We start from the raw sequence: 15714 nt of genomic DNA on the forward strand, positions 1-15714 counted from the left end.
ATAATTCGCTTTAGCTAGTGGTTGAATCGGAAAATAGAAAGAATCAAAAATCCCAGCTCAGAATATTGAACTGGGATTTAATATTTAATTTGTGTGATTATACGGAATCTTGCCTATAGAAAATTTATACCATCAAAAATTCAAGGACACCTTGAATTCTGGTTGACTTCGGTCATCGGTCATCGGTCTTCCAAACCATTGATCAAAGAGAATTCGCTTACTGGCAGAAAAGCGTACATACATATTAATTTGATAAGCATTATTTAGAATCAATCACAACAATACCAACCGGTCCAGATAAAACTTCACCTTTTTCAATATCGATTCCACCTGATTCAGTTTTTCTTGAGTTCTCCACCCCAGCAGTTCCTCGGGGAAGGTCATATTTTTCTGCTGCCATAGAAGTTCCATATCCAAGATCTCTCAAAGATGCAGCTGTTATCCTACTTAGCGGATTGTAACCGAGATTAATAAATCCAGTCATCAATTCATTATCTAAGATCAGCTCATCCCAGTGTGAAAAGGCTGTTCCTGGTCCTCCCCGGAATTCAATCGGAAGAAATGCTGTTCCTCCTTCATTTTTCCAGAACCTATTAGCAATAGTTCCATTGAAGAATGGGAATCCCTGAGAATTAAAGTCTAACAATGTTCTTTGAAAATCCCAAAGAGTTCCAACTCCTAATACGTGGCCCATTTCATGTACGATTACTTCATCGAACAATCCTAATTGATCAAGATCGTCTAAATCTGCAGTATCAAAAATCATAAATCCAGATAGGGTGAGAAAATCGATATTTCTAACAAAATTTGGACTTGCACCGCCTAAAATCTGACCAGGACCATCAATAGGTTGTAATACCACTTCAATTATTAAATCATCAATAGTCTCTCCTATATCAGCTACAGGAGGCCCTCCAAAAGCTGAGGGAAGTGGGAACTCATCAAAAGTAACGGAAGGAACATCCTTAACAATAATTTTTTCCCATCTTTCAGCTGCTTCCACAAAAACCATTCGCTGCCTATCAGAAATGGGAGTCAGAAATTTTAAAGTAATGTTGAACCTCCCATTATCAAAACCGCTTTTCTTTTTGGCATTACTTGAATAATCTTCACCGGAAGCTCTAATTGTAATGAGTTCACCCTGAGGTTCAACAAGATTAAGTTTGTTAAGTTGAGAGGATTGATCAGGAAGGATAGGTTGTTCCTCTGATAATTCTGAGCATGATGTAAAAACAATCGTGCTCACAAGCAATACCGAAGCAATTCTGCCAAATGTTTGCTTTTGGACGGTTGGGAGAAGAGATCCAATCTTCTTTAAGTATAGTAATTTCATAACTATTGTTTAAAGTGTGGTTAAATAAAAGAAATAAATATCCATTTAATTCAATTGTATTATTTTTTCAATGGTATTATACGGAATCGTGCCAGTAGAAAATTTATAGGATCGGAAATCCAAGGACACATTGAATTCTGGTCTTCGGTCATCGGTCTTCCTACCCATTGACCAAAGAGAATTCGCTTACTGGCAGAATAGTGTATAAACAGATTTTTCAATATGCATTAAATAGGAAAGTTCTCTTTTAAATATACAGTTTTAGCGGTTATTTATGAAAATGAATCAAAAGTAAATTAGCCTTATATTTTAAGTTTAATTTCGTAGAAGATCTAAAAATTCATTGTTGTGCCATATTCAATTTTATCAATCCAAGAAGCCACGATCTTATTCAAAGCCCAACTAGCTTTTCAAAACCTGAATTTCACTTGGGATTCTGGCCAAAATTGGGCGCTAATTGGAAGTTCAGGATGGGAGTTAACTGCCTTTATCGAGTCAATTCGAGGAAATACTTTGATGTCAAAGGGTGAAATTTCAAGACCTTTTGCAGATGCTTATTCGGCTGAGAAAAGTCAATCCAAGGAAATTCACAGCTTTCGGGATATGATCGCCTACGTCTCTCAGAAATATGAATTCCGCAATAAATCCCATCAGCAAAACTTCTATTTCCAGCAGCGATTCAATTCCTCAGAATCTGAGGAGGCAGCTACTGTTAGAGAATATTTGAATGAAGTTGAGCTGAAAATCGCTGGACCGTGGACGCTCGATTCTGTTTCCAATTTGCTTCGCCTGGAGCATCTGCAGGATAAGGCGATCATCAAGCTTTCGAATGGAGAAACCAGAAGACTTGCCTTGGGGCTTGGACTGATGCGTCAGCCGAAAATTTACCTGATGGATCAGCCGATGACGGGTTTGGATGTGAAAAGCAGAGCCGAGTTTGGGGAAGTTTTGAAAGCAATCATCGCCGCTGGCGTTCATGTGCTGATCAGCACTTCGGCCAATGAAATTCCTGAGGGAATCACACATATCGCCAGCCTTGATAAGTCAGGAATTCAAAAAATCTGGACGAAGGCCAAATATCACCGGTTGGGAGTTCAGCCTGAGAGCACAGCTTCATGGAATTGGGAGGAGCTGGATGCCTTGCTCCCAAAGGCTATGTCCAAACGACAATCCATTATCAAACTGGAGAATGTCACCATTAAATACGGAGAAAAAACCATTCTCAATCAGCTGAACTGGGAAGTGAAACCTGGAGAGCGCTGGTTGCTGAAAGGTCCAAACGGCTCTGGAAAATCAACTTTACTGAGTTTGCTAATCGGGGAAAATCCACAGGCGTATTCACAGAGTTTCTGGCTGTTTGATCGAAAGAGAGGAACAGGGGAGAGTATTTGGGATGTGAAGCGACCTACGGGATTTGTCGCGCCCGAACTCAGTCGCTATTTTTCTTATAATCAGACTTGTAGGAAAGTCATCCTTTCAGGGCTTTTTGATACCATGGGTTTATTCAGAAAAGTAACCACTGAGCATGAGGAGCTGGGCTTGCGGTGGATGAAATTGTTCAACTTGGAATCCTTGGCTAATCTTCCAATCTCCAGACTTTCACTTGAAAACCAACGCTGGACCTTACTTGCCCGAGCACTAATCAAGCAACCCGAATTGCTGATTTTGGATGAAGCTTCACAGGGCATGGATGAGTTCCAACGAAGACTTTTTAGAGATACCGTACAGCAAATCTGCGAACTGAGTTCTATGACGCTGGTGTATGTAAGTCACTACGCAGAGGATATTCCAGAGGCGGTGGGGGAAGTGATGGAGCTGATGTGAATTTTCTCAAACTGTTTTCATGAGTTTAAACTTTATACGATAGGTTGTCGTATTTTTATTTAAAACATAAAATCATGAAAGTCACAGCTTTAATTGAAGACGAATTGATCCAAGAAGTGATGGCACTCTCTGGGGCAAAGAATATTACCGAAGCGCTGAAAATTGCTTTAAAAGATTACCGATCTAGAAAAACAATGCGAAACTATTCAAATAGTATCGCAGCAGAACCTTTAGAGTTTACTTACGGTGCCCAGCAGATTCGCGATTTGAATCAGAAATGAACCGGGTATTAATTGATACTTCGATCTGGATAGAGTTTTTCAAGGCAAACCCGGTTTATTTTGAACCTTGCCTGGAGATGATTGATCATGCGGAAATTTTTTCTTTGGAATTGATTTTTGCAGAACTCATGCAAGGAGCTAAGGGTAACAGAGAGATAGAAATGATTGATGGATTTTTTAGGCAGATGAAGATTCTTGATGCACCGGGATTGGTTTATGAAGCAGGCCATTATTCCAGATCTTATAAATTACTTGATCGGGGAATCGGACTGATTGATTCCGTAATTATTTCCACAGCGGTTCGATTTGATTTACAAATCTGGACTTTGGATAAGAACGTATTGGGGTTTTTGGATGGGACGAATGTTTATTCCCCTTGAGTTGCTTTTTTTCTGCTACCGTGGTCAGTGATGACTCAGACCACGCTGGAGTTGTATCATCCATCAAAGATTATAATCCTACAAAATCCTCAAAGTTTTCTCTGGAGATTATCGCAGTTTCATTGTTGGGATATGCTTCAAGAAAAGAAGCCGGAAACCTGACCTTTTTTTCCTTCCATTTGAATTCATAGGCTTGTATGATACCATCGCTTTCTTCTAAATAATCTATTTCCGCCCGGTCATGGGTACGCCAAAAGTAGGTATTCACAAATCTGCCCTGATAGGCGTTGTTTTTAAGGCGTTCGGAAATCAGGAAATTTTCCCACAAAGCCCCTTTGTCTTGACGCATTTCTGGAAGAGTGAAATTGCTCATCAATACATTACGAATACCGTTATCAGAGAAGTAGTATTTTTTACCTTTTTTGATTTCATTTCTCAGGTTTCGGCTCAAAGCCGGGAGTTTAAAGATAACAAAAGCCTTTTCCAGCAAATCAAGGTATTTCTCCACGGTGGCAGTATCAATATTTCCGATGGTCTGGGCAAGTTCGTTGTAAGAGACTTCCGATCCCACTTGGAAGGCAAGTGCCTTTAATAGCTTTTCGATGTGATTGGGCTTTCGGATAAAATCGAGTTGCAAGACGTCTTTGTATAAGTAACTCTGCGCAATTTCCACCAAGATTTCCTTTTCATGTCCGGGGTTGTTGACCACTTCGGGATACAGGCCATAAGTAAGTCTGGTGTCCAACAGCCGCTTTGCTTCCATCGTGGATGTGGCAATGACTGTTTCTTTGTAACTCACGGGAAACAGATGGAACGTCTTTTTTCTTCCCGTCAGAGGTTCGGCGGTTTGGTTTTGAAGGTCAAAGGCAGACGAACCTGTTGCTATCACTTGGATATCCGGTCGAGTATCGTAGATCAATTTAAGCTTCCTTCCTATATCAGGGATTTGCTGGGCCTCGTCAATGACTACCAAAGTTTTGTCAGGGCCGATAAGCTGTAGCAACTGAGTGCTTGTGACCGAAGAATCAAATGCTTGTAAGATATCCGCCTCATCGGCATTAAACCAAGTATAGGAAACTTGCAACTGCTTTAGAACTTCCCGAAGTAAGGTCGTCTTACCCACTTGCCTGGCACCAAGTAGCAGGATTACCTTCCCCTTGAAGCAGGCATTTAGTATTGATTGACGGAGGTCTCTGGTAAGCATTTCGATGTGATTGATTCTATAAATCTATTAAACATCAGTAGTTAATCGAAAATATACGCCTAATATTTCGATTACAATCTAATAATTAGGCCTAATTTTTAGATTACGATTCTAGAAATGCGCCTGATAATTTGATTTTGCAATTACGACCAATTAAAAATTGGTAAGAATTTGAGTGTGAAATTGCTCCTGTACAGCTGTCGGGATTCCACCCAGTTACCATGATGTTTTGACTACGCCTAGAGGGGTGACGTTGCCACCTATTGTCCCCTATGGTAATGTCACAGTTATTTTTTGAGTTATTAAGACAACTCTCAATTCCTTTTCCCAAAAATCGATATTCAAAATGTTTACTGTTTTAATTTCTCCTCAATATCTCTTGCAATTCCTTCTCCTGCAATATTCAGTACTAGGATAGATTTCAAGATTTCCCGACATAAGTTGGAATACTTTAACCTTGAAATCCCTCTAACATTATTTCTTCACAACCTTCACCCCTTCAAACATCACCTCATTATCGCTCACCCTTAATTCCTTCCCGCTTGAAGTAGTTACATTCTTTAGGATTACTTCTCTGGTTATTACATAGGGAAACTGCTCATAAAAGGAATCCTCATTCATTTCCGGGTTGAAATTTCCAAAAATGGCTGGGCCTTGATAGCCTTCAGGATGATTGGAGTCGTCGATATGAAGGTTTTCAATGGTAATCGTTTCTGGCATATAGCAAGTGTAGCCGAAATCATGCTGACCTGTATTGTCCCCGCTGATCAATGCCGCGCTGGTCGGTTTGCCGCCGGCTGGCACGAAAGAACAGTCGCGGATAATAATTTCCCCTTGCCAAGTACTTCCATAGTCCGGGCGAAGGCTAATCAGACTTCTTCCGCGGATCTCCGAATTCTCCACGAGGAAAGTGCCACTACCAATCGCATTGATTCCCATGTGTCCAAGTGTTGAGTTGCGGATCGTAGCATTGGCCACTCCCATGTGGGCATCGAAGCGGGAAAGGGTGCAGTTGTCGAAAAGCAGGTTTTTGCAGTAGTTGGATCCCATAATTCCCCAATATGTACTGTCATCAATATCATTGGTCTGGCTGACTTTGATAAAGGACACATTCAAGGCACGGCTGACTGAAATATCGTAAGTGCCCATGGAGACAGGTTTACCCGCTCTGCCGATGGTTCGATAAGTTTTGTGTCCAGTCAGAATGGTGTTCTTAACAGTTACGTTGGTGCAGCTACTGATATTGAGGAATCCACCGTAGGGAGCGCCATGGTCTCCTTCGCCCGTGATTCGGTGTTCTAGGCCATCCACAATCACGTTTGAGCGCTTTATGGAGAGATTTCGGCTGTAATAATTGTACTTCGACTCTTCGCTATTGGCAATGGTGATAAAGCGACCTCCAGTGATGTTCAACGTCTTCTCATCAATAGGTAGCGCAGTGATTTCCGTAATTTGATCGAAGTCCCAAATGATAGGGGCATTATTATCCACATTTCCGTCTTTGTCCACTAAGAAAATATCTGTCTGTGGAGCCCCATTGGTTGGGTTCAGTCCAAATCGGATGTATCTCATTGTGTTGGAATCGGTGACCGTGATCAAGCTAGCTCCCGGCAATGCGATGTCGATTTTTTCCTGATTCTTTTTAAGCGAGGAGATTCCATCAAGTTTATAGGGTTGCAGGCTCGAACTGACCAAGAAAATGGGAGCATTTCGATTTTGCACCTCTTTGTCATCAATCAAAAAAGTAGCAGTCCCAAAATCAGTATCTGTTTGAATGATCGCTGTACGATCCATTCCTCCAATGTAATAGGTGGCTGTGTCGTCCGCCTTCACTTTTAAACTGTGTTGGTTGGCGAAAGAATGAGCTGCTGCGATTGCTTCCATATCATCGGTTTTGCCATCGCCTTTGGCACCGAAGTCAAAGTAGCTGACTATGCTTGCGGATTTGATTTCGGAGATTTTCTCAGCCGATAATGCTTTAACCGTATTTATTGTTTGACCCTGTGCTAGTCCTATGCAGGTTGATAAAAAGAAGATTAGGAGACTATATTTCATCATACTTCTTTAAAAGTTCTTCGATTAACTGATCCGAAACTCTAAAATTTGTTTCTAGAAGTTTGTCAATAATGGGTTTCAAGAATGGAATTAGCCCTTCGCTTTTTGCTCTTGCAAGTATTCCGAGTGTACCCGTAAATTTCATTTTTAGCAATTTGGCTACTCTTCTTCCTTTTAAATCGTCAAGTATTAAAGTTGAATCAGGAATCTCATGGGCTAAAGCAATTGCACTTGCTTCTCCCAGATCTAACTGAAGCTCAAGAGACTTTTTGAGATCTCGGTTTTTGACTTCGATCACCTGAATCCAATCTGGTAAAGGATTGCCAAATTCAAAAACGATTTCAGGTGTAGTGGTTATTTGAGAGTAAAATTTATTTAAAAGGTCAAGTTGACCAATTTTGGTTGGGACAATTAGACTGCTTGTGTCTGAGATCACAATACTCCTAGGCATTGGCAATGTCAGCGTTAAGTTCATCTATCGATTCGCTAAAAAGAGAGACATTGTATTTGCCGAGCGTTTCGATAAAAGTTTGTTTAGATACCCCTACAAGCTCAGCTGCTTGTCCAGCCGAAAATTTACCGTCTTCATAAAGCTTAGATGCCAAAGCCATCAAGTAATCATGTTCAGTTAGTTCTATGCTTTCTGGCACTCTCAGAGTTATCGTCTTCATATTGGAATTTACATAAAAATGTTCTGAAATCTACTAAGAGATGTTTTTGCTAACAAGGCCTGTCTCCCGCAAGGCATTTCATTTAAGGTTAAAAATAATTAGTCGGTTAGGATCCGCCTAGGCGGAAAAACAAATTATTTGGTCTGTGGGGACACAGACCACGGAGACAGGAAAAGCTACAGACCACGGGAACAAAAGATAATGTAATTGTCTTTGTGCCCTTTGCGAAACCTTTGTGTACTCCGCGTGGTTAAAAAATGAATTTTTTCACTCCCTATCCACCCAAAGCAGCGGAAATCTAATCGGCATATTTCTGACAACTTCTGGATTGTCAAAATTCCCATCCAGTTCTTTCCATAAGGTTAGATAATTCGCTTTATCAAATGCCAATCCCCCAAAAAGTAGAAAAGGATGTCTAACAGGCCATTCTTCCCAATACATCACATCTTTTGGGTAGGGCCAAGGTGATTTGTCTTTTACAAAAGGGACTAAAAAGGAAATCCCCAGTCCTATACTTCGACCGTTATCAGCTGTAAATTCAAATAAATTGTGCGTAGGAGTAGAAAGAACCTGGCAGATCGTAGTCATAGCATCAAGCGTGAAAAGGGAATAACCATAGGGTTTGGTGCGTGCCAATTCTAAAGGGAATGATCCATCTGCAGCCATTTGGTCGGGAAGTAATTTGGTTTTATACATCTCTCGGCAATAGTCCAATACTTCCTGATTTCCAACCAACTCAGCAAATACAGCGGATTGCATGGCCCAACAGACGCTGTGATTGTTGCCATTATCCCGTTCTGCGATCCCATAAGGATGGGTATAAATCCAGTTCAAATAGTCCGAAAACCAAGCTTTGATTTTTTTTAAATCATCTGGTGCCAAGCTCTTGGAGGATTCAATGGCAGTTACAGCTTTGGCTACTTCCATCAGATGAATGGTGTCAATGATCCCAATTCCCCGGCCGGTTACCACTCCTTTGATGGCTTGGCCGTAAAGCAAATTTGGATTCATCCGTGTGTCGCTTGCGATAAACCATGCCTGAAGGTGTGGGATCAACGCCTCGGCATATTCTTCTTTTCCACTGATCAAATAGGCTGAACCTAGTCCTCCTGATATTTGTGAAAAACGAATCATCGCTTCCCGATGTGCGGTGAAATTGTCTGGATTGGTTAGCCCATCTCTTCGGAAGTAAGGACCATTTGGATCCTCGGGATTTGGCCACCAATAGTCGCCTTCGGAATAGAAGTCATTTTTCCCGCCAGCACTTCTGGAGGAATAGGAAGCAGTTACTGTGATTGGTGCTAGTTTTTTATAGGTCTCAGCAAGTTTAAGAACCCGGACTTCTTCATTTTCAAAAAGTGTATTGGATTGGGCAATGCCGAATTGAAGCGTGGCAAATAGAAAGAAAACGGATAATACTGGATGTTTGAGAAAGGTCATTTTGATTTTGGTTTCGCAGTTTTAGTATTCACCGTTTCGTTTCTAAACTTGGTAATGTCTCGGATCAAGTCAAGTGGAAGAGGTTCGTCTAGGGGAAATTGAATTGCTCCTTTGGAAGTTTTATAAGAAGTTATTCTTCCTTGAAAACTTCAATTGGCTCATTGTGTGGGTAAAAACCGATATGTTTTTTTGCGACGGCATAATAGACCAAAACTTCAGAGGTTCGAATTGCAGGCATGTGGTAGACAATTACTTCTTTTGCTTCGGGAACTGCGGACAGAATCGTTTCTCGGATCGATTGGAGTTTAGCTTGAATAGCTTCAGGTTGCCAGCTGAGATATTCATCGACTGAGGAGGTTTTCGGATTCATCATGTTTTGGCTTTTTTAAAACCGATCGATAATAGTCACCCCAGCATCCCGAAATTCATCCATTTCTGTTAAAGCTTTTGCTGCCACTTCCAAACTGATTGTTCTGCCGATCAATAATTCCGGATCCATTTTTCCCGAAGTAATCATCTGAATCATTTCAGGATAGCGCCACGCTTGCATTCCATGACTTCCATAGATTTGCAATTCCTTTGAAAGGACAAGATCCATGGGAACGGAGCTGTTTTTTTGATCGCCGAGCAAAAGTCCGACTTGGATGTGTTTGCCCCGCTTTCGTAAGCAAGAAACAGAATTGAAAAGTGTAGCAGGACTTCCCAAGGCATCAACCGACACATGAACTCCACCATTGGAAATTGCCATTATCGCTTCAATCACATCCGTTTTCTTAGCATTGATTGTTGCTACAGCGCCGATTTGCTTGGCAAGCTCCAACTTCTTTTCGTCTATGTCTATTGCAATCACTTGGGCACCCAAAGCATTTGCAATCATAATCGCAGATAAACCAACCCCGCCGCAACCATGAATAGCCACCCACTGTCCTCCCGTAACTTTGCCCTGATCTACCACAGCACGGAACGAAGTCGCAAATCTACAGCCTAGGCTAGCGGCAGTTTGAAAATTCATGGATTCTGGAAGAGTTACAAGGTTGATGTCAGCACGATCGATCGCCACGTACTCCGCAAAAGAGCCCCAATTAGTGAATCCCGGCTGAAACTGATCATCGCAAACCTGATGATTGCCGGATGCACACTCCGGACATTTGCCGCAGCCCGAAACAAACGGAACTGTCACTCGATCGCCCACTTTCCAATTCTTGACTTCAGATCCGACCGCCTGAATTATCCCGGCAAATTCATGCCCTGGAACATGTGGAAGCTGGATATCGGCATCGTGCCCCATCCAACCATGCCAATCAGATCGACAAAGTCCAGTAGCTATCACTTCAATGACTACCCCGGATTTGGAAGGACTAGGGTCAGGAACCTGAGTGATAACTGGTAAGGATTGGAAGGATTCGTAAAGGATTGCTTTCATTTATTTTTTCTAGTAGTCGTTTCCTAAAAGACTGTTTAAAACAGATTCTTGCCAAGTTCTGAGCTTTAATGCCAATTCCTTCGCGAGGTCAGGATTTGCGCTTTTCAAATTGGTAGTCTCGGCTGGATCAGCGCTCAAATTAAATAGCTCTGTTTGAGTTTCACCAGCTTTATTTTCGGTTAGCACGAGTTTATATTGATGGTCAATAATTGCTCTTGGACCCTGAAAATCGGATGAAATGATATCCGTTTGCACATAATTTTTAAAATCCCGAGTGGCTTTTCCATTCATCAACTTTACCATCGGAGAGGTTCCTTCTTGAAGCTTTGGATCCAAATAAGGTTGTAAATCTTTTGAATCAGCTCTTGGACTTCCATTCCAAAACATCATTGGCTTTTCTCTATTCGTCTTTTTTCCAGAAAAATAGGGTGAAAGATCAATTCCGTCTATCGGGCGATCTGGAAGCGAAGCTCCAATAATTGTTGCTAATGTTGGGAAAATATCGGTGCTATTCATGCTGGCCTCTGTCGCTAAGGGTTGGGGGATTATTTCCGGCCACTCCAAAACGCTTGGTACGCGAATTCCTCCTTCGTAAATGCTGCCTTTATCCTCACGAAACGGGACTGTCGCATTTGCTTCAGCCGGAGTACCATTATCTCCAAAGTACCAAAGCAGAGTATTTGTGCGAAGCTTATTTTCCGATAGGTAATTTCGAAGATCACCTATACTTCTATCCATTGCAGTGATTTCTGCAAAGCGCTCTTGCAAAACATCTCGCTGAAGTCGAGTGACCGGAAGTCCGGTTTCGTTGGAAGTCAAGCGAACTTGCTTTGTTCCAAAAGTATCTGGAAGATCAGCATACATAGCCAAATCCGCAGGTAATCCGCTGTAAGGTTCGTGTGGTGAACCATACCAAATGACTACGAAAAATGGCTTTTCCGCTACTTTGGATCGCCCAATAAATTCAATCGCTTCTGCTACCAAAATCTCCGAACTTTCTCCTTCAAAGATTTCAGGTTCTGCTCCATTTCTAGAGAGATAAGGGTTCATTTCAAAGAAATTGTCATGCGAAAGCCATTCATCAAATCCCATCTTGCCTGGATTTGTGGGAGAATCTGCTTTCACCGGACCGAGATGCCACTTTCCAAAATGCGCCGTCGCATAGCCTTTTGCCTGCATTAATTCCGCAATACTGATTTCTTCTGGCCGGATCGAAAAGCCCGGAGTAAAAGTGCCATAGCGGTTTGGATGTCTGCCTGTCAAAATACTTCCTCTGGTGGGCGAACAAACCGGTGATGCGGAATAAAAGCGATTCATACGAACTCCATTTTTCGCTAAGTCATCCAAAACTGGTGTCTTCAAATAAGGATGTCCGTTGTAGCCTGTTTCGTCCCAGCCATGATCATCGCCTAGTAGTAGGATTACATTTGGGAGTTCTTCTTTGATCTGCTGCGCAAAAGTGGAAAAGTTACTTCCAAAGAGGAATCCAATCAACAGAAAGAGTTTCAGGTAATGGGAGTTTTTGATTTTCATGGTTTGCTGGCAGTTCGGGTTATTAAAAAAATCAATTTAATCTAAATTTTTTAGGGATTTGCAATCAGAATTCTTTCTACAAGGCGGAATTTAAAATCTACTTTTATAGCTCATAGCATCAATTTCGAATCGTAATCTTACAAGTGATCATGTCTATTGGAAGGAGATTTTTCGCAAAAAGTAAGTGCTGGTTTCCTGGCCCTAGGGATATTTATAAGCAATTCATCAGCAGGTTTTTCAAAGTCAGTATTTGATCATTTTCTATCCCAAGCCGAGTTTTGGCAACAAGTCAGAGATATATTTCCGCTCATGAAAGAAAGGTTTTACTTTAAAAATGGGACACTCAGATCCGCACTATTTCAAGTAATCCAAGTGGTGAATGACTTTCTGGAAGAAATCAACAGGTCAGGGGAATATGGACACTTTGATCAGGAGCGAGACCTACTTGCGGACTTTTTAAATGTCGGAACTAATTAGTTACTTGAATCCCTATATGACGCATATCAATTGAGAAACACCATTCCCAAATGGAGCGAATTTAATAGTCACGTCAGTTAGGATAGAATTTCATAAAGTCAAAAAGGAATACTTTGCGCCATTGATAGGATTGATGAAGAATGAGGAAATTTATTATGATTATACGGAATCTTGCCAGTAGAAAATTATAGGATCGAAAATCCAAATACACATTGAATTCTGGTTTACTCCGGTCTTCGGTCATCGGTCTTCCAACCTATTGACCAAAGAGAATTCGCGTACTGGCAGAATAGCGTACATACAGAAAATTTATTCTTTGGATCTGATCTTTGCATAGCTACTTGAAGGAGTGAAGACCTTTAGGGAATTGAACTTGATTACTGATTTCTATAAGCAAATTCGGATTTTGGATCATCCTGGTTAATTTTCGAGTCGGGTTATTTTTGCAGAAAAGCAGGATTAGTCAATTAGGGAATAGGGTTGACTGATGCGTTGACTATTCTTTCAGCAGAACAGATTGACTTGAAAATCTGGACTTCGGATAAGAAATCATTGGGTTTTAGGAGATAATGGGATTTATTAGTCCTAGGTAGTATGTGTGATATTTGTCACTATCCTTTGACGCAAAGTTGACGTTCTTAAACAAAAAAAAATTATGAGCTATTATATATCAAAAACGATAAAAGGAGACTTCAATCAAGTCATAGAAAAAGTCACAGAACAGTTGAAAAAGGAAGGTTTTGGGGTTCTGACGACTATTGACATGAAGGCCACGCTAAAGAATAAGCTGAATGTGGATTTTCATAACTATCAAATTTTAGGTGCCTGTAATCCACCCAATGCTTACAAGGCTTTATTGGCCGAAGACAAAATTGGTTTGATGCTTCCATGCAATGTGATTGTCCAAGAAAAGGAAGCAGGTCAAATCGAAGTGTCAGCTGTGGATCCTGTTGTATCTATGATGGGGGTAAAGAATGAAGGGTTAGAACCTGTAGCTGTAGAAGTGCGGGATATGTTGAGAAAAGTAATGGATGGGTTGGCGTAATTGACGATTTGTTAGCATATCCAGCTATCCTAGAAGATTCATCTATTAGAAAGCGTGCAGCCTTTTAATAGATGAATCGGTTTGACTGCACGTAAGCTCAATCCGGTATAGACTTCATGTTTTGTGATGGCAGGATCTCGAGTGGAAGTTTTTTCGGTATAATTTTTCGATACGTGCAATCTCCCGAATACACCAATTGGTTTTTTAGTCTATCCGGTTTATACAACTAAGAGATAAATGCTATTTAATGTTCCCGAGCTACAGGCACGGAATGGCCACTTGGGTCATCCCCGCCAGCCGGGTAAGGGTCTTACATCGAGAAAAACAAAGAAGTTTACTGGCATAATTGCAAATGATCATATCTGTTTTAGTGTCTGTACTTTACAAGTTCCTATGTAACAATAGTTACTGAGTTCGTGCTGGATTATAATCACTTTTAGATAAAATAAATCTGAAATGACAAAGATCGTTGTACTTGGGGCCGGGATTTCTGGCCATACCGCTGCTTCGCATTTGCGGCGCAAACTCTCAAAGAAACATGAGGTTTTGGTAGTGTCTCCTAATAGTAACTACCAGTGGATTCCTTCCAATATTTGGGTGGGAATCGGACGGATGAATCGCGAAGACACAGTATTTCCGCTGGAACCTCTCTACAAAAGGAAAGGCATTGGATTCATCCAGGCAAAAGTAGTTACATTTCACCCTGAGGGCGATTCCGACGAGGAGATGCCATTCGTCATGGTGGAGTACACTTCCGGTGACAAAAAGGGTCGTCAGGGAAAAGTTACTTACGACTTTCTTATCAATGCCACAGGTCCTAAGCTGGCATTTGATATGACGGAAGGTCTGCTGCCCGGCACTAACAAGGCGTACTCCGTATGTACCTACGATCATGCTGAGCATGCTTGGGCGGGCCTAAAAGCACTGATTGAAAAGTTAAAGTCTTCAGACGAAAGAGCAAAAATCCTTATAGGTACAGGCCATCCAAAAGCGACTTGTCAGGGAGCTGCATTCGAATACATACTTAATGTGGAGAAGGAACTTGTGAGGTATGGCGTAAGGAATAAAGTTGACATTACCTGGCTCTCCAATGAATATCTTCTTGGCGATTTCGGTATGGACGGGATGCTGCTCACTTATGGTAAGGAAGTGATGAAGTCAAGCGAAATGGTGGAAATGGTTTTCACAGACAGGAACATCCGATGGATTGCAGGCGCGGGGATCACCAAAGTAGAAGAAGGTAAAGCTCATTATGAAAACCTAGCTGGAGAATACAAAACCGAGGAATTTGACTTTGCAATGCTAATACCAGCCTTTTCCGGACATGGATTCAAGGCCTATGACAAGGGGAACAAGGATATCACAGAAAAGCTTTTCAAAGGCTTTATGGTCGTGGATGCTGATTACACGCCAAGGCCTTATGAGGAATGGACAGTCCAAGACTGGCCGGAGACTTACCAAAACCCAAGTTATCCCAATATTTTTGCGCCAGGGATTGCTTTTGCACCTCCTCACAGTATCTCAAAACCCAGGAAGAGTAAAAATGGAACGGATATTTTTCCATCACCTCCAAGAACAGGTATGCCTTCTGGAATCACAGCAAAGTTGGTTGCCGACAATATCATAGATTCTGTCAAGCATGGCAAAATCTCCCTGCACCATAAAGGATCAATGGGCAATATGGGAGCAGCTTGCATTGCTTCTGCAGGCTACGGTGCTTTTCAGGGAAATGGAATAAGCATGACCACCTTTCCTATAGTGCCTGATTATAAAAAGTACTCAAAAACTGGTGGAAGAGATATTCAAAAAACTTTTGGTGACATCGGCTTGGCAGGACACTGGGTTAAGCTGAGCTTGCACTATGCCTTTCTTTACAAAGCTAAAATGAAACCTTTCTGGTGGCTAATTCCAGAATAAAGTAACACTACTATGACACACTTAATAAGCAAAGCTGAAAAAGCTAAAATGCAAAATCCTTTCATCCAGTTCTTTAAATTTGTCTGGTTGAATATTAAGATAATAGGAATTGTAGGGCATGGACACGGTGG

General features: G+C 41.4%; 15 protein-coding genes. 6 read left to right on the forward strand and 9 right to left on the reverse strand.

Translation table 11 applies throughout. The features are described 5' to 3' along the window. Positions 1-259: 259 nt before the first annotated feature. Entirely contained in the window at positions 260-1333 is a 1074-nt protein-coding gene (locus tag BVH04_RS16350) for a leishmanolysin-related zinc metalloendopeptidase (protein ID WP_086542535.1), read from the reverse strand. A gap of 348 nt (positions 1334-1681) precedes the next feature. Between BVH04_RS16350 and BVH04_RS16355 the strand changes: the two genes are divergently transcribed. The 3 genes from BVH04_RS16355 to BVH04_RS16365 all read left to right on the forward strand — a co-directional run bounded on the left by BVH04_RS16355 (position 1682) and on the right by BVH04_RS16365 (position 3818). Beyond that, the gene (locus BVH04_RS16355) at positions 1682-3157 is read left to right on the forward strand and encodes an ATP-binding cassette domain-containing protein (RefSeq protein ID WP_086542536.1); all 1476 of its coding nucleotides are present in this window, start codon (positions 1682-1684) and stop codon (positions 3155-3157) included. A gap of 74 nt (positions 3158-3231) precedes the next feature. After that, on the forward strand, positions 3232-3438 hold the full coding sequence (locus tag BVH04_RS16360) for a type II toxin-antitoxin system VapB family antitoxin (protein ID WP_086542537.1): 207 nt from the start codon (positions 3232-3234) through the stop codon (positions 3436-3438). After that, positions 3435-3818, forward strand: a complete 384-nt coding sequence (locus BVH04_RS16365) for a PIN domain-containing protein (RefSeq protein ID WP_086542538.1) — start codon at positions 3435-3437, stop codon at positions 3816-3818. The genes BVH04_RS16360 and BVH04_RS16365 overlap by 4 nt, the downstream gene beginning before the upstream one ends. Before the next feature lie 70 nt (positions 3819-3888). On the opposite strand, the gene BVH04_RS16370 is transcribed toward BVH04_RS16365, so the two are convergent. From BVH04_RS16370 to BVH04_RS16405, 8 genes are all read right to left on the reverse strand, one after another. Then, positions 3889-5022, reverse strand: a complete 1134-nt coding sequence (locus BVH04_RS16370) for an ATP-binding protein (protein WP_086542539.1) — start codon at positions 5020-5022, stop codon at positions 3889-3891. A 474-nt stretch (positions 5023-5496) separates the two neighbouring features. Beyond that, positions 5497-7080 (reverse strand): hypothetical protein, encoded by a 1584-nt coding sequence (locus BVH04_RS16375; RefSeq protein ID WP_086542540.1) that lies wholly within the window; start codon positions 7078-7080, stop codon positions 5497-5499. Then, a complete protein-coding gene (locus BVH04_RS16380) occupies positions 7067-7528 on the reverse strand; it encodes a DUF3368 domain-containing protein (protein WP_086542541.1) in 462 nt (153 codons plus the stop codon). The genes BVH04_RS16375 and BVH04_RS16380 overlap by 14 nt, the downstream gene beginning before the upstream one ends. Continuing rightward, positions 7521-7748, reverse strand: coding sequence for a UPF0175 family protein (locus BVH04_RS16385; protein ID WP_086542542.1), 228 nt, complete (start codon positions 7746-7748; stop codon positions 7521-7523). Before BVH04_RS16385 ends, BVH04_RS16380 begins: the two co-directional genes overlap by 8 nt. 267 nt (positions 7749-8015) lie before the next feature. Further along, entirely contained in the window at positions 8016-9188 is a 1173-nt protein-coding gene (locus BVH04_RS16390; protein WP_086542543.1) for an alginate lyase family protein, read from the reverse strand. A 130-nt stretch (positions 9189-9318) separates the two neighbouring features. Then, positions 9319-9561 (reverse strand): iron chaperone, encoded by a 243-nt coding sequence (locus tag BVH04_RS25850; protein WP_205635876.1) that lies wholly within the window; start codon positions 9559-9561, stop codon positions 9319-9321. A gap of 12 nt (positions 9562-9573) precedes the next feature. Then, positions 9574-10611, reverse strand: coding sequence for a zinc-dependent alcohol dehydrogenase family protein (locus tag BVH04_RS16400; protein ID WP_086542544.1), 1038 nt, complete (start codon positions 10609-10611; stop codon positions 9574-9576). Between the two features lie 9 nt (positions 10612-10620). Beyond that, the gene (locus BVH04_RS16405; protein WP_086542545.1) at positions 10621-12144 is read right to left on the reverse strand and encodes a sulfatase family protein; all 1524 of its coding nucleotides are present in this window, start codon (positions 12142-12144) and stop codon (positions 10621-10623) included. 309 nt (positions 12145-12453) lie between these two features. Between BVH04_RS16405 and BVH04_RS25515 the strand changes: the two genes are divergently transcribed. The 3 genes from BVH04_RS25515 to BVH04_RS16420 all read left to right on the forward strand — a co-directional run bounded on the left by BVH04_RS25515 (position 12454) and on the right by BVH04_RS16420 (position 15583). Further along, positions 12454-12621, forward strand: coding sequence for a hypothetical protein (locus BVH04_RS25515; protein WP_169714448.1), 168 nt, complete (start codon positions 12454-12456; stop codon positions 12619-12621). Between the two features lie 655 nt (positions 12622-13276). Next, positions 13277-13666 carry a DUF302 domain-containing protein gene (locus BVH04_RS16415; RefSeq protein ID WP_086542547.1) on the forward strand — a complete coding sequence of 130 codons (390 nt, stop codon included), beginning with the start codon at positions 13277-13279 and terminating at the stop codon, positions 13664-13666. A 456-nt stretch (positions 13667-14122) separates the two neighbouring features. Beyond that, entirely contained in the window at positions 14123-15583 is a 1461-nt protein-coding gene (locus BVH04_RS16420; RefSeq protein ID WP_086542548.1) for an NAD(P)/FAD-dependent oxidoreductase, read from the forward strand. The last annotated feature ends 131 nt before the right edge of the window (positions 15584-15714 follow it).

Source organism: Algoriphagus antarcticus (assembly GCF_002150685.1).
Lineage (GTDB): Bacteria > Bacteroidota > Bacteroidia > Cytophagales > Cyclobacteriaceae > Algoriphagus > Algoriphagus antarcticus.

Coding starts and splice junctions, on each gene's coding strand:
- BVH04_RS16405 (WP_086542545.1), bottom strand. CDS start 12,144: ATGAAAATCAAAAACTCCCATTACCTGAAACTCTTTCTGTTGATTGGA.
- BVH04_RS16365 (WP_086542538.1), top strand. CDS start 3,435: ATGAACCGGGTATTAATTGATACTTCGATCTGGATAGAGTTTTTCAAG.
- BVH04_RS16350 (WP_086542535.1), bottom strand. CDS start 1,333: ATGAAATTACTATACTTAAAGAAGATTGGATCTCTTCTCCCAACCGTC.
- BVH04_RS16380 (WP_086542541.1), bottom strand. CDS start 7,528: ATGCCTAGGAGTATTGTGATCTCAGACACAAGCAGTCTAATTGTCCCA.
- BVH04_RS16390 (WP_086542543.1), bottom strand. CDS start 9,188: ATGACCTTTCTCAAACATCCAGTATTATCCGTTTTCTTTCTATTTGCC.
- BVH04_RS16385 (WP_086542542.1), bottom strand. CDS start 7,748: ATGAAGACGATAACTCTGAGAGTGCCAGAAAGCATAGAACTAACTGAA.
- BVH04_RS25515 (WP_169714448.1), top strand. CDS start 12,454: ATGAAAGAAAGGTTTTACTTTAAAAATGGGACACTCAGATCCGCACTA.
- BVH04_RS16375 (WP_086542540.1), bottom strand. CDS start 7,080: ATGATGAAATATAGTCTCCTAATCTTCTTTTTATCAACCTGCATAGGA.
- BVH04_RS16370 (WP_086542539.1), bottom strand. CDS start 5,022: ATGCTTACCAGAGACCTCCGTCAATCAATACTAAATGCCTGCTTCAAG.
- BVH04_RS16420 (WP_086542548.1), top strand. CDS start 14,123: ATGACAAAGATCGTTGTACTTGGGGCCGGGATTTCTGGCCATACCGCT.
- BVH04_RS16415 (WP_086542547.1), top strand. CDS start 13,277: ATGAGCTATTATATATCAAAAACGATAAAAGGAGACTTCAATCAAGTC.
- BVH04_RS16360 (WP_086542537.1), top strand. CDS start 3,232: ATGAAAGTCACAGCTTTAATTGAAGACGAATTGATCCAAGAAGTGATG.
- BVH04_RS25850 (WP_205635876.1), bottom strand. CDS start 9,561: ATGATGAATCCGAAAACCTCCTCAGTCGATGAATATCTCAGCTGGCAA.
- BVH04_RS16400 (WP_086542544.1), bottom strand. CDS start 10,611: ATGAAAGCAATCCTTTACGAATCCTTCCAATCCTTACCAGTTATCACT.